At 44.8% G+C, this 13,182-nt stretch carries 17 protein-coding genes; 4 read left to right on the top strand and 13 right to left on the bottom strand.

The features are described from left to right. Positions 1-93 precede the first annotated feature (93 nt). Genes rpsP through rplS form a run of 4 tightly spaced genes read left to right on the top strand, consistent with a single transcriptional unit; the run spans position 94 to position 1,953 of the window. The gene (gene rpsP / locus KKZ03_RS01595; protein ID WP_243219663.1) at positions 94-345 is read left to right on the top strand and encodes a 30S ribosomal protein S16; all 252 of its coding nucleotides are present in this window, start codon (positions 94-96) and stop codon (positions 343-345) included. A gap of 4 nt (positions 346-349) precedes the next feature. Further along, the gene (rimM, locus tag KKZ03_RS01590) at positions 350-856 is read left to right on the top strand and encodes a ribosome maturation factor RimM (RefSeq protein WP_243219662.1); all 507 of its coding nucleotides are present in this window, start codon (positions 350-352) and stop codon (positions 854-856) included. An 8-nt stretch (positions 857-864) separates the two neighbouring features. Continuing rightward, complete coding sequence (gene trmD, locus KKZ03_RS01585) at positions 865-1,602, top strand: tRNA (guanosine(37)-N1)-methyltransferase TrmD (RefSeq protein ID WP_243219661.1); 738 nt, start codon at positions 865-867, stop codon at positions 1,600-1,602. Positions 1,603-1,611: 9 nt separating this feature from the next. After that, complete coding sequence (rplS, locus tag KKZ03_RS01580; RefSeq protein WP_243219660.1) at positions 1,612-1,953, top strand: 50S ribosomal protein L19; 342 nt, start codon at positions 1,612-1,614, stop codon at positions 1,951-1,953. 323 nt (positions 1,954-2,276) lie between these two features. Here rplS and fliR read toward each other — a convergent pair whose 3' ends face one another. The 13 genes from fliR to fliF are packed head-to-tail and all read right to left on the bottom strand — an operon-like array spanning position 2,277 to position 13,000. Continuing rightward, positions 2,277-3,059, bottom strand: a complete 783-nt coding sequence (gene fliR, locus KKZ03_RS01575) for a flagellar biosynthetic protein FliR (protein WP_243219659.1) — start codon at positions 3,057-3,059, stop codon at positions 2,277-2,279. A 44-nt stretch (positions 3,060-3,103) separates the two neighbouring features. Next, a complete protein-coding gene (gene fliQ, locus KKZ03_RS01570; protein WP_243219658.1) occupies positions 3,104-3,373 on the bottom strand; it encodes a flagellar biosynthesis protein FliQ in 270 nt (89 codons plus the stop codon). Positions 3,374-3,382: 9 nt separating this feature from the next. Further along, positions 3,383-4,174, bottom strand: a complete 792-nt coding sequence (fliP, locus tag KKZ03_RS01565) for a flagellar type III secretion system pore protein FliP (RefSeq protein ID WP_371744789.1) — start codon at positions 4,172-4,174, stop codon at positions 3,383-3,385. After that, positions 4,171-4,503: a flagellar biosynthetic protein FliO gene (fliO, locus tag KKZ03_RS01560; RefSeq protein WP_243219657.1), complete on the bottom strand. Its 333-nt coding sequence runs from the start codon at positions 4,501-4,503 to the stop codon at positions 4,171-4,173. Before fliO ends, fliP begins: the two co-directional genes overlap by 4 nt. Continuing rightward, positions 4,503-4,907 (bottom strand): flagellar motor switch protein FliN, encoded by a 405-nt coding sequence (gene fliN, locus KKZ03_RS01555; RefSeq protein ID WP_243219656.1) that lies wholly within the window; start codon positions 4,905-4,907, stop codon positions 4,503-4,505. Before fliN ends, fliO begins: the two co-directional genes overlap by 1 nt. A 1-nt stretch (position 4,908) precedes the next feature. Then, complete coding sequence (gene fliM / locus KKZ03_RS01550) at positions 4,909-5,904, bottom strand: flagellar motor switch protein FliM (RefSeq protein ID WP_243219655.1); 996 nt, start codon at positions 5,902-5,904, stop codon at positions 4,909-4,911. Positions 5,905-5,906: 2 nt separating this feature from the next. Further along, entirely contained in the window at positions 5,907-6,416 is a 510-nt protein-coding gene (fliL, locus tag KKZ03_RS01545) for a flagellar basal body-associated protein FliL (protein WP_256451989.1), read from the bottom strand. Positions 6,417-6,454: 38 nt separating this feature from the next. Continuing rightward, complete coding sequence (locus KKZ03_RS01540) at positions 6,455-7,879, bottom strand: flagellar hook-length control protein FliK (RefSeq protein WP_243219653.1); 1,425 nt, start codon at positions 7,877-7,879, stop codon at positions 6,455-6,457. Further along, positions 7,876-8,316: a flagellar export protein FliJ gene (gene fliJ / locus KKZ03_RS01535; protein ID WP_243219652.1), complete on the bottom strand. Its 441-nt coding sequence runs from the start codon at positions 8,314-8,316 to the stop codon at positions 7,876-7,878. Before fliJ ends, KKZ03_RS01540 begins: the two co-directional genes overlap by 4 nt. A gap of 32 nt (positions 8,317-8,348) precedes the next feature. After that, positions 8,349-9,743 (bottom strand): flagellar protein export ATPase FliI, encoded by a 1,395-nt coding sequence (fliI, locus tag KKZ03_RS01530; RefSeq protein WP_243219651.1) that lies wholly within the window; start codon positions 9,741-9,743, stop codon positions 8,349-8,351. Between the two features lie 3 nt (positions 9,744-9,746). Continuing rightward, a complete protein-coding gene (locus KKZ03_RS01525; RefSeq protein WP_243219650.1) occupies positions 9,747-10,418 on the bottom strand; it encodes a flagellar assembly protein FliH in 672 nt (223 codons plus the stop codon). After that, positions 10,411-11,403 carry a flagellar motor switch protein FliG gene (gene fliG / locus KKZ03_RS01520; RefSeq protein WP_243219649.1) on the bottom strand — a complete coding sequence of 331 codons (993 nt, stop codon included), beginning with the start codon at positions 11,401-11,403 and terminating at the stop codon, positions 10,411-10,413. The genes KKZ03_RS01525 and fliG overlap by 8 nt, the downstream gene beginning before the upstream one ends. Further along, complete coding sequence (fliF, locus tag KKZ03_RS01515; RefSeq protein ID WP_243219648.1) at positions 11,396-13,000, bottom strand: flagellar basal-body MS-ring/collar protein FliF; 1,605 nt, start codon at positions 12,998-13,000, stop codon at positions 11,396-11,398. Before fliF ends, fliG begins: the two co-directional genes overlap by 8 nt. Positions 13,001-13,182 lie beyond the last annotated feature (182 nt).

Below are 13,182 nucleotides of genomic sequence, written 5' to 3'. Positions count from 1 at the left end.
GTATTGATTTTTTCTAATTTATTCTTCACTTATATTAAAAATCGCGTAAAATAGGCAGATTAAAATTTGACTAAACGTTTTTGAGGAAATTAGATGGTAACCATTCGTCTTTCAAGAGGCGGCGCTAAAAATCGCCCTTTTTATCATGTTGTTGTAACCGATAGCAGAAGCGGCCGTGATGGTCGTTATATAGAGCGTGTTGGCTTTTTTAACCCGTTAGCCCGCGGTAATGAAGAAAGATTGCGTTTGGATAGCGATCGTGTTGACTATTGGAAATCCAATGGTGCCCAACCTTCAGAACGTGTTGCAAAATTGATTAAAGACGCACTTAAAGTCGCTGCATAATCTGTTGTCTAAGCAGCAACAAATAAACGTTGGGAAAATTTCCGGCGTTTTTGGCATTAAAGGCTGGGTTAAGGTATTTTCTTTTACTGATTGTAAAGAAAATATTTTAAATTATTCGCCCTGGTTGCTGAAAAAAAGTAGCGAAACCAAATCAGTTAACGTTATTGACGGCAAGTTGCAGGGTAAAGTAGTAGTTGCTCAACTTGACGGCATTACTGATAGGGACCAAGCTGCAAGCTTTATGGGTTGGGATATTTTTATAACCCCCGACCAATTACCCAAAGTAGCAAAAGACGAATATTACTGGTCTGACCTTATTGGCTTGGCTGTTGAAACCAATATGGGAGTTCAGTTAGGCGTCGTTGAAAGTCTGATGGAAACAGGCGCCAATGATGTTGTCATTGTTAAAGGAGAGCGGGAGCGGGTCATTCCGTTTTTGCAGGGACAAACAATAATTACTATTGATCTGGATGCTGGCCGGATGATTGTGGATTGGGATCCTGACTTTTAATTATCATCATGCGTTTTGATGTTGTAACACTATTTCCTGAAATGGTAACTGCAGCTGCAAGTTACGGCGTAACAGGCCGGGCAATAGAGCGAAAAATAGTTAGTTTGTCAGTATGGAATCCACGAGACTATACGCAAGACAAGCACAGAACAGTGGATGATCGTCCCTATGGCGGCGGCCCGGGAATGGTAATGAAATACCAGCCTTTGCACGATGCAGTCAATAGCGCAAAGCAGGCTGGTAGCGACACGGCAAAAGTAGTTTATTTGAGTCCACAGGGTAAGCCGATTACCCAAGCCTTATTATCAGAATCTTGTGATATTTCGCAATTGATTTTGGTTGCAGGGCGCTATGAAGGTGTAGATGAGCGTTTTGTCGAACTGGATTGTGATGATGAATGGTCTATCGGTGATTATGTTATTAGTGGTGGTGAGCTTGGTGCATTAATTGTCATTGATGCCATAACTCGTTTATTACCAGGTGTACTTGGCCATGAGGAATCTGCCCGGCAGGATTCTCATATGAACGGCTTGTTGGATTATCCGCATTTTACCCGTCCTGAACAACTTCCTGAATGTTCAGTGCCAGATGTTCTATTAAGCGGTAATCACGCTGATATAGAACGCTGGCGAATGAAACAGGCGTTGGGTAGAACATGGCAAAGACGATCGGATTTGTTAAAAAACATGAATTTAAGTGCAGAGCAGAAATATCTCTTGCAACAATTTAAAAGTGAAGTTGAATAGGGTGTGGTAATGAGCAATATTATTGATGAATTGGAAAAAGAACAGCTAAGACAGATTCCTGAATTTAATCCAGGTGACACAGTTGTTGTTCAGGTTAAAGTAAAAGAAGGTGAGCGTGAAAGAATTCAGGCTTTTGAAGGTATTGTAATCGCAAAGCGTAATCGCGGATTAAATTCTGCTTTTACCGTTAGGAAAATTTCTCACGGTACTGGCGTTGAGCGTGTTTTTCAAACTCACAGCCCTATTATCAGTGAAATTGCTGTTAAGCGTCGCGGTGATGTCCGTCGTGCTAAATTGTATTATTTACGTGATCTGACAGGTAGAGCGGCTCGTATTAAAGAAAAGCTGTAAGTAGCTTTTGTTTTTATACCGTCGAAAAAGGCAGCTTATAGCTGCCTTTTTTTATGTTTAAATTAAAGGTGGTTTGTAGTTAACTCTTTGCTATGAACTGTGATTCTTAAATAAAATTTGCGGTGAGTCTTACTTTACTGTCGCCGATTACCTTGTGAAAATGTCGTTATATTAACGACCATGACTTATTTTTCTTTGAGATATTTACTCCGACTTCTCTTAAAGTTTATAAGAGAGTCAAGTTCAAGTCACGTTGAACAAATACAAAACGAAGTGGGCTTCGAAGCTTTTACTTTTCGTGGATAAAACACTGTTGATTTTAATCAGATTGCTGCAAGAGTTATTTGTCGCACTATTTGCAGGCCTTCTTGTAGCATATTGAGTATAGGCGATGCTAAATAAGGTAGTATCAGATTGAGCATTAGGTAGCCGGTTAACAAGGTTAACGGAAAGCCGATAGCGAATAGATTCAATTGCGGCGCTGCGCGGGTAAGCACAGCCAAAGCCATGTTGGTAATCAGTAAGGCGGTAATGACAGGCAAGGATAGTTGAATGCCGATACTAAATATACGGCTGCCATAATAAGCCAATTGTTGAAAACTGTTTTGACTCAAAGAAACAACCCCAATGGGCATGCTGCGGAAACTTTCCACCAAGCTGTCTATTAATAATAGATGAAAATCACTGGTAATAAACAGCATCAATGTTAAAAACGATAGGAATTGGCTGATAGATGAGGAGCGTCCTTTGGATTGTGGGTCAAAAAAAGTAGCAAAGCCAAGGCCCATCGACATGCCAATCATTTCACCGGCAAGTTCTATCCCGGTAAAGATAATTCGTAGGACAAAGCCGATAGCAATGCCGATTATAAATTGCTGAGTCAGAATGAGTATTCCTGCCCATGATAGCGGGTCTTGTTCCGGGAAACCTGGCAGATTTGGTGCAACCAGTACGGTAATCGCAACGCCCAGTCCAACACGCGTTTGAATGGGAAAACTGGTGTTACTTAACAAAGGAGCGCTGGTAAAGACACCCAAGATACGAACCAGCGGCCACATAAAAGCACTAACCCAGCTAAATAGTTGAGTGGTCGTTATTTCAACCATTGTGGTGCATAAGGTAAATTGAGTTTAGTTGGCATAATTGCGGCTTAGCCTGCCAGATCAGGAATGCTGGTCAGTATTAAGCGAAGATAGTCGAGGAGCGTAGTTAACATCCAATGACCTGCCAGTACCAAAACGATAAAGATACCTAGCAGTTTGGGGATAAATGATAACGTTGCTTCGTTGATCTGGGTGGCGGCCTGAAAGATACTGACGATCAGGCCAATAACCAGTGCCGTCAGTAATAAAGGTGCTGCCACCATCAAGGTGACTTCGATGGCCTGTCGGCCCATGGACATGATAAGTTCTGGTGTCATGTTATTTAACTAAGCAAAACTTTGGCCTAGTGAACCAAGTAGAAGTTGCCAGCCATCAACCAGAACAAATAGCATGATTTTAAAGGGCAGGGAGACAATGGAGGGCGATACCATCATCATGCCCATGGCCATGAGTACGCTGGCGACGACCATGTCGATGATTAAAAAAGGGATAAAGACTGCAAAGCCTATTTGAAAAGCAGTTTTGAGTTCGCTGGTGACAAAAGCGGGCACTAATACCCGAAATGGCACTTCTTCGGCATTTTGCAGTGGGGGGGTGTCGGACAGTTTTACATACAGGGCAAGGTCGGCTTGGCGGGTTTGTCTAAGCATAAATGCTTTTAATGGCTTGCTGCCAATTTCTAGTGCCTGGATAACAGAAATCTTGTCTTCCGATAAAGGCTGATAGGCATCTATATAAATCTTGTCGATAACGGGACTCATAATAAATAATGTCAGGAACAAGGCCAGGCCGACCATGACTTGATTGGGCGGTGAGCCTTGGGTACCAATGGCCATACGCAGCATTGACAGCACAATAATAATTCGGGTAAAACTAGTCATCATCAGCACCACTGCTGGCAAGAAGCTCAGCGAAGTCATTAACAGCAACAGTTCAAGACTCAAACTGTAAGCTTGGCCGCCTCCTACAATAGGCGAAGAATTAACAATGGGCAGGGCAGCATCAACTGCCAATGGCATGGCTACAGTTATAATCGTCAACAGCCATATCGGTATATATCGGCGGCGTTTATGGTTTAGTGCAGTAAGGCGATTTTTACCGGTGCTGGTTGTGGTCATTTTACTGGATTCCGGTAACGTTCCAGCCACGATTGGGCTAGTTCAAACTTAGTTGTAAGTGTGGTGTCAGGATTTAGCATAGGAGGCGAGGGCAGCGTCAATAAGGCACTGACTTGTCCAGGAGCAACGCCAAGTACCAGCCATTGTCCTCCAACCTCCAGTAACACCACGCGCTCACGTGGTCCTACTGAAATAGCTGCTTGAATGGTTAGCAAGGCCGTGTGGCCACTATTGCGTTTAGTCAGGCGTTGTAGTAACCAAGCAGCACCAGCTATCAAACCCAGTACCAGCATCAGCGGCATAATAACCTGTAAAAAATTGGTCATCATTAGCGGTTTAGTTTATTTATTCGGTCAGCCGGGCTCACGATATCACAAAGGCGAATACCAAATTGGTCGTTAACGACCACTACCTCGCCGTGTGCGATAAGGCAGCCGTTGACCAGCACATCCAAAGGTTCACCAGCCAAGCCATCAAGTTCAATAATAGAACCTTGAGTCAGTTGCAGCAGGTTCTTGATCAAGATCTTGGTGCGGCCCAGTTCAACAGTGATATGTAGCGGGATATCCAGAATAAAATCTATATTCGGATGGGTACTGGATTTAACATCGTTATCAGTTAAGTCCTTGAATATGCCAGACTCCGCTTTTTGATATTGTTGAGTAGATTCTTGTTCTGCTTGTTCGGAGAGTGCTGTGCTCCAATCGTCATCTGCCAGATTTTGTTCAGTCATGTTATGTTCCTTGGTCGGCTTCGACCGTGCTGTTGTTCAAGTGTTCGACACGTAATGCATACTGTCCATTGACCTTGCCGTAACTGCACTCCATGATGGGTACATTATCAGCTTTCAGTTCAACGAGATCCTCTATGGATAAGGGAATAATATCGCCTGTTTTCATGTCCAGAATATTACGCAGGGTAGTCTCTATGGTGCATAAGTTGGCAACAACCTCCACTTCGGCAAACTGGATTTGGGTATTAAGCATATGTGCCCAGCGTTGATCGTGGGTGAACGATTCACTATTCATACTATAGCGAAGTAAATCACGGATAGGCTCGATCGTGCTATAGGGAATGCACAGGTGCATTTCACCAATCTGACCTCCAAGATCAATACGGAAAGTAGTCGCTACCACGACCTCATTGGGAGAGGCTATATTGGCAAATTGGGGGTTTAGCTCCGAACGTACGTATTCAAACTGGACGGAATAGATAAATTCCCAGGCTTTTGAAAGGGTTTCCAAGATAATGCTCAAGACACGTTGAATAATACGCTGCTCAGTTTGGGAAAAATCACGTCCCTCAATACGGGTCTGAATACTGCCATCGCCACCAAAAAAAAAATCGACCAATTGGAACACCAGGAAAGGGTCCAGAACGACCAAGGCTTTTCCTTGTAGCGGATTAATGTTTATCAGGTTTAGATTGGTTGGAACCACCAAGTGGCGCAAGAACTCGCTATATTTGGTGGTACGGATCGGCCCCACCGACACTTCTGCGCTACGGTGTAAAAAATTAAACAGATTGATATGTAATTGTCTGGCAAATCGTTCGTTAATCAGTTCCAATGATGGCAAGCGACCGCGAACGATACGTTCCTGTGTGGCCAGGTTATAAGGTCGCGCATCAGATGGGTTTTGCGTTGAAGCAGTGCTAGCGTCCTCTGCCTCATCAGACATACCTGTAAGTAGTGTGTCAATTTCATCTTGAGACAGAAATTTTTCGGTCATGATTACTGGATGATAAATGACGTTATAAAAACATGGGTAACCTTGATCGGTTTTAGTCCTTTATCAAGAGGTTTTTTCAGTAAGGTGGTGATTTCTTGTGTCAATAACGTCTTACCTTCCAAAAGTAGAAGGTTATCACCCGTTTTGTTAGATAGTAACAGCAATATTTGGCTACGTACTTGTGGCGTGTAGAGCGTTAAATGCTCAGCATCAGAGCTGTCAGACAATTGTAGCGTAAAAGTGGCTTGCAGGAACTGACCGTCAGGCGGTAAATTTACCGTAAAGGGTAGCATTTCGACAAATATTGGTGCTTCTTCCTGTTCGGAAGATTGATGATCTTCGGCCTGATGTTCTTCAGTCTGATGCTCTTCGGATTTATCAGCTGCTTTGTGGATCAAGAAATACCAGGCAGCACCCCCTCCACTTATCAGAATAATTATTAGTATTATTAGTAGTAACAGTAATTTCTTGGATCGTGGAGGAGAATTTTCTGGGGGTATTTGAGCTGACATAGGTATTTATGATTAAGTTAAAAAAATTATTGCCGATATTATACAATTAAGTTGATAAGGCCTTGGCCAGCGTTGTTGGTCTGTTGTGCATTAAGGGCAGGGTCTATAACGGATGTATCTACTGAGTTTTTATTGGTTTTTGATGAATTAACTGATTGTCTTGATTCGGAATGTTTATTTTGTGAGCTAACATCAGCATGTCCAAGTTGTATACCTGATTGTTTGAGCATATCTGTCAATAACGGGAGGGCATTTTGCAGAGCCTCGCGAACTTCAGGTTGCGCGGATACAAACTGCACTGTGGCTAGTTGGTTGTCTATTTGCATCATTACTTGTATCGGACCCAAGTGCGGAGGATTGATAGTCAAACTTGCCGTTTGAAGTTTGTTTTGCATCATCCAGATTACTTGTTGGTTAATGGTCTTATCCCAATTGGGGCTGTCAAATGCAGGGCTGATATCGTAGGTTGCTGATGTGGGTGCAACGTTTATGATATTGGTTGACGAATAGGTTGTTGCCGGGATTGCTGGTGATAATTGTATTTGTAGAGCGCTGGAAAAATCTTCTTGTCGACTGAAATTTGCCGGAAGCTCAGGCTCAATAGCATTTAATGTGGTTGGAATTGATGGGGTATTAGTGTCTTGGCGACTCATAGATAATGGTTGGGGTAAAATAACAGTATCTTTTGCAGGCTGTTTAATTGCTTTATTTAATGTATCTGATGTTGCTGGTTTTATGGTGAAAGTCGATGGCATGGTGCTTAATGTGGCTGGAAAGAATGTAATATCGCTATGTTGATTATTAGCAGTAGGTAAAAACTCTGGCGATATGACACTTTCTTTTACTGGCCCTTTAATTACTTGATTTAATGTTGCATTTGCGTCTTGATGATCGACAGCTAACGATTCGGGTACAATAATATTGTGTTTTGCAGGCGGTTCAATAGATGTATTTAATGACTTCGATAGTGTCGGTTTTGCTGTAGATGCTGGCTCTGTGTTGCTTAATGCGACTGGAGTCGACGTAGCATTAGTGTATTGACTGCTGAGAGATGAAGGCTCTGGTTGCATGGCTGCATTTTTTGCAGGTTCTCTAACAATAGTATTTAAGGGGTCTGATCCTGCCAGTTTTATGGTTGCAGCAGGTTGTTGGGTCGTTGTTGTATCAGGGTTAGCTTGTGTAGCGTCTAATGGTGCAGGTGAAGGGCGTGCATTCATAATAAGGGCAAGCAAGTTTTCTGACGTCGTATTTGTAGCGGTTACTGCTAACGGGTCTGGGTCTTGCTCTGCATTAACGCTTGATTGTGTTTTAGCGGCTTTATTGGTGGGTTCCCGGTGCGAAAATATTTCTTTTTGTAACAGGTTATTAAACGCCATATTGTCAGCAGGGTTGTTGACCTCTGATGAATCTTGCAGTGAAGACGGCAAGGTGCTGGTAATTGATGGCGATAGTATAATGTTCATGTTTTAATTGAATATTTACGGGTTGCATGTTCATCGGTTTGTTTTTGGTCGCGGCTTATTTCCTCGCGAAGCATGGTATTTTGTGCGCGTTGCGTCAGGGTGTTGAAAGATAGGCGTTTACGTTCACTTAGTTGCCAATTAACGCGTTCTCTTTCGACAAACTGGAGGCTGCTTTGCCATGCCTGGTTTTGTTGGGCGACCGCCTTATCGAGGTTTGCCAGGAATTGGTAGAAGTTACAATATCCTGACACAGCTAAACCTTGGCTCATCTGTGTCTGAAGCTGATCTGCATAGCTTTTACGATAATCCATCAACAGGTTAAGTTGTTGTTTGGCTTGATCCTGCTGCTGGTTGGCCTGACCCAGACGCTTCGCGGCTGCTTCGGATTGCCGTGTGGTCAGGTCGGTCAGAATGTCAATGGCATTTTTTGTAGTCATGAATCATTATGGCCTAAGGTCAAATGAATCAATTAATTGAATAGAGTAGAAAGTTCCTTCAAGCTCTGATCAATGCCGACACGCTCATCAATTCTTTGTTGCAGGAATAGTTCAATTTGTTCATGCTTGACTATCGCTTCGTCAAGCAGTCGATCCGTGCCAGAGGTATAAGCGCCAACATTGATCAGATCACGATTACGCTGATAACTGGACATCAGCTGTTTTACCCTGCGGGCGGTAAGTTGATGTTCTTCGTTAGTAATGCCATGCATGGCTCTGCTGATGGATTGTTCGATGTCAATTGCCGGATAATGACCGGCTTCAGCCAATGTGCGGTTGAGCACGATATGGCCATCTAGTATGGCGCGGGCAGAGTCGGCGATGGGATCTTGTTGGTCGTCACCTTCGGTTAATACGGTATAGAACGCCGTGATTGAACCGCCGCCAGCTTGCCCATTGCCCGCGCGCTCGACCAGTGCCGGTAATTTGGCAAATACCGAAGGCGGATAGCCTTTCGTGGCGGGAGGTTCGCCGATGGCCAGGGCAATTTCACGTTGCGCCATGGCATAGCGGGTTAGAGAGTCCATAATCAATAGTACATTTTTACCCTGATCTCGAAAATGTTCGGCAATCACGGTGGTGTAAGCGGCACCTTGCAAGCGTAGTAGTGGCGGCGTGTCAGCGGGAGCAGCAACGACAACCGAGCGGGCCATTCCTTCAGTGCCCAGAATTTGTTCAATAAATTCTTTTACTTCGCGGCCCCGTTCACCAATCAGGCCAACGACAATGACATCGGCAGCGGTGTAGCGTGCCATCATGCCGAGCAGGACGCTTTTACCTACCCCGGATCCTGCAAACAAACCCATGCGCTGGCCTCGGCCAACTGTCAACATGCTGTTGATTGCGCGAATACCGACATCAAGTACGCAGGAGATAGGTTCGCGAAGTAATGGATTGGCTGCTTGCACATACAACGGTGCAGTTGTATGGCCTTGCAATGGCCCTAAGCTATCCAATGGCCGTCCTGTTGCATCCAGGACACGGCCAAGTAAAGCTTCGCCGACAGGCAAGCGGCGTCCACGTTCAACGGAGGCGGAGACAGTTTTTTTTGTGATGGAAAACTGTGGCGGTAATTTTACTGATTCCGTGGGTAAAACCAGTGCGCCAGGCTGAACACCTTCGACATCACCCAAGGGCATCAAAAACAATCGGTCGTTGCCAAAACCGACGACCTCAACCTCAAGTCGGTGGCCACTAGGTAACGGGACATAGCAAGGGCTGCCAATAGCCAGTCTTAGGCCGGCAGCTTCCATAACAAGTCCTGCGACTCGTGTTACGCGTCCGGATATTTGCAGAGTCTCGGTAACTTTAACCCGATGTTGACAGTCTTCGAGAAAAGAGTGCCAAGGGGCCTTAATAGTATCCATGGTTTAGGGCGTGGTTAACCAGTCAGTATTTTGGCCTAATGACTGTTGCAATCGTCGCCAGCGAGTTGTCAGCGTGGCATCAATTTCGTTGGTAGCGGTTTCGATGCGGCAGCCACCACGTTCAATATTTCCATCTGTTAACAGTCGCCAGCCGGACTGTTGCAAATCTTCACCCAGCGCTGTTCGAACCAGATCGGTATCCAGTGGATTCAGATAAAGTGTTGCGGGCAACTGTAAAGAGGGAAGGGCATTTACTGCTTGTTCGATTACCGGTAATAATAGTTCGGGGCGAACAGGTAATGCGGTTTTTAGCATGGCCTGCGCAATGTCCAGCGCCAGTTCGAGTAGTTGACTAGCGGTGCTTTCATGGGCCAGATGAATTTCCTGCTGGTATTGCCGATTAATTTTCGAGAGTACTTCGCCAATAGCCGCTATCTGTTGGTGACCTTCTGCAATGCCTTGGGTGAGTCCTTGAGCATGACCTTTAGTTAGGCCAATGGCTCGCCCTTCTTCAAGCCCAATCTGATAAGCTTCGTCACGTGCAGCCGTCATTTCCTGGGTGAGCTTGGCAATGTCGAGATTTTGCTCTATTTTTTCAGGGACTTCATTTTCGTCCAACGATGCCAGTTCCCAGCGTTGGTAGGCTGTCTGTTGAGGTGATTTATCATTAGACATAGGCATCATTTCCTTTGCTTAAGGCGATCTGCCCCTCGTCAGACAGTCGACGTATAATTTGCAGGATTTCTTTTTGCTGTTTCTCAACTTCTGATAAACGTACCGGCCCTTTTACATCCAGATCTTCGCGCATCATTTCGGCTGCGCGTTGTGACATATTCTTAAGGATTTTTTCCTTTACTTCATTCTTGGCACCTTTAAGTGCAATAATTAAAGACTCTGATTGTACGAAGCGTAATACAGTTTGGATATGGCGATCTTCAATATCGGTTATGTTATCAAAGACAAACATTTCATCCGTGACCTGCTGGGCAATTTCGGTGTTAAAGTCCTTTAATTTAGACATGATTGAGGTTTCGATGTCAGCATTCATAAAGTTCATGATTGCGGCCGTAGCTCGGATACCGCCCAGGGGTTTATTGGTGTTGTTTTCATTGCCGTTTAGTAATGTAGTCAGAACATCGTTTAGTTCAAGGAGCGCAGCCGGTTGTACACCATCCATCGTTGCGATACGAAGTATAACCTCGTTGCGGGTTCGTTCTCCTAGTTCGGTTATTATATCACTGGCGTGGTAGGGCTCAAGTTGGAGCAGGATGGTGGCAATTATTTGTGGATGTTCGAGGTGTATCAGTTCGGCAACCGCTTTTCCATCCATCCACTTTAAGCTTTCAAAGCCACCAGTTTCTTTTTTTACCAGAATTCGGTTAAGCAATGAGCCTGCTTTGACATCACCCAGTGCCTTTGTTAATACATTACGGATGTAGTCGTCTGAGTCAACACCTAAAGAGTTGCTATTTTCTGTCTCCAGACGGAAGTCATTAAGTACGGTTTCCAGTGATTCATTGGAAACTGATTTCATGGCTGACATCGCTATGCCAAGTTTATGCACTTCGCGCGGCTCAAGAAATTTCATTACCTCTGCAGCTTCGTCTTGTCCTAAGGCAAGCATCAGGATGGCTGCTTTATTAACACCAACCTCATTCATTTTCGCGAACCCAGTTTTTTACGATGTTGGCTACCATCTGAGGATCTTCGGTAGCCATTTTTTTTGCGGTCTGCAAATAATCCTCCTGATTAGCTGTTGTGATGGAATTTGCTTTGTTTGCTGTAGAGTCTGGCTCTATGTTGGATGCTGGCACGACCAGTGGTGTCGATAAGCGTCTGATCATGGGGCGTAAAACTGCAAAAAACAGGTACAAGATAATCAGGCCGGAAATCAGGTATTGGCCTGCCGTTTTAGCCATGTCCAGAGTAGCAAACTGTTTCCAGAAGGGCTGCTCAGGCAAGATTTCTTGAGGCGTTAAGGTAAATGCAGTGTTGACTACGTTGAGCGAATCGCCACGATCTTTGCTAAAGCCCATGGCTTCTCTGACTAATCCGGTAATTTGTTCCTTTTCGGCATCGGTAAGTTGTTTTACTATCGATTTGCCTTTTTCATCTGTTTCAGTTTTGTTGTTGACCAGTACCGCCACGCTCAAGCGCTTGATGTTGCCCATCGGGTGTTGGTCGTAGCGGATAGTTTTGTCGATCTCGTAATTAATGGTGCTTTCTTTTTGGGTATTTACGGGGGCTGTTGCTGCCTTGGTTGGGGCTGGCGTATTTGGGGCTGGTGGAGTTACTGCTTGTCCTGGTTGGTTGGAACTGGCTCCGGGTATACCTCCGGCCTTATCGGTATCGCTGTTACTGGATTCGTTGGACTGTTCGCTACGCTTTGAAGAATTTTCTGCCGTACCGTTTGGCTTATAGGTTTCTGCGGCTTGCTCGCTACGTGAGAAATCTACGTCCGCTGATGCTTCTGCGCGTATATTGCCTGCTCCCACCATCGGTGTCAAAATCGATTCGATGCGCCGAACAATACCATCTTGCAGTTCCTTTACATATTTTAACTGATTGGGATCAAGCTGGTTATTATCGCCAGGGTTGTCGAGAGAGGACAATAAGGCGCCATTTTGATCCACTATGGTAACGTTATTTGTTGTCAGTTCAGGCACGCTACTGGAAACCAGATGCATGATGGCATTAACTTGTTGTTTGTCCAGGGAGCGGCCCTGATATAAATTAAGGAGTACAGAGGCAGTTGGTAGTTGCTTTTCACGCACGAATACCGTTGGTTTGGGTATTGCCAGATGGACGCGAGATGTCTGAATGCTGGCGATGGAATTGATGGAGCGTGCCAATTCTCCTTCCAGAGCTCGTTGAAAATTTATCTGTTCAAGGAATTGAGATACTCCGAGCTTCTGATTTTCCATTAACTCAAAGCCCACTGTGCCGCCCTTGGGTAGACCTTGAGTTGCCAGTTTAAGTCGGGCATCATGTACCCGCTCTGCCGGCACAAGAATGGCTCCACCGCCTTCTGCATATTGGTAAGGGATATTCATTTGTTGCAAGGCATCAATGATTGCGCCGCCGTCGCGGTCAGAATAGTTTGACAGTAGCACCCGATAATCAGGTTTTTGCCCCCACATCCATACCGCCCCCATAATACCCATCACTAAGGCAATGCCCGCTCCCAGTGCCAGATTTTTCCCAAAGGGGCTTTGTAAAAAGAGGTTGAATGCGTTATTTTGTCCTTCAGCTGCCACAGATAAAAGACCTTGGAGTAAGGGAGTTCGGGGAAAAATAGTTGACAGATAAGGACATTATTGTTGAGAAAAGTTTGTGGTGCGCTGTATCATTATCAGGCCTGTGCTGGTATCTGTTTTCTGGAATAAGGCGGAAAAGTCATCGCTTATCAATTTGTCGATGTAATATAGGCATGATATAT

The sequence above is a fragment of the Methylobacter sp. S3L5C genome (genome assembly GCF_022788635.1).
In the GTDB taxonomy this organism is placed as follows: domain Bacteria; phylum Pseudomonadota; class Gammaproteobacteria; order Methylococcales; family Methylomonadaceae; genus Methylobacter_C.
This window is presented reverse-complemented; position numbering and strand designations above follow the sequence as displayed.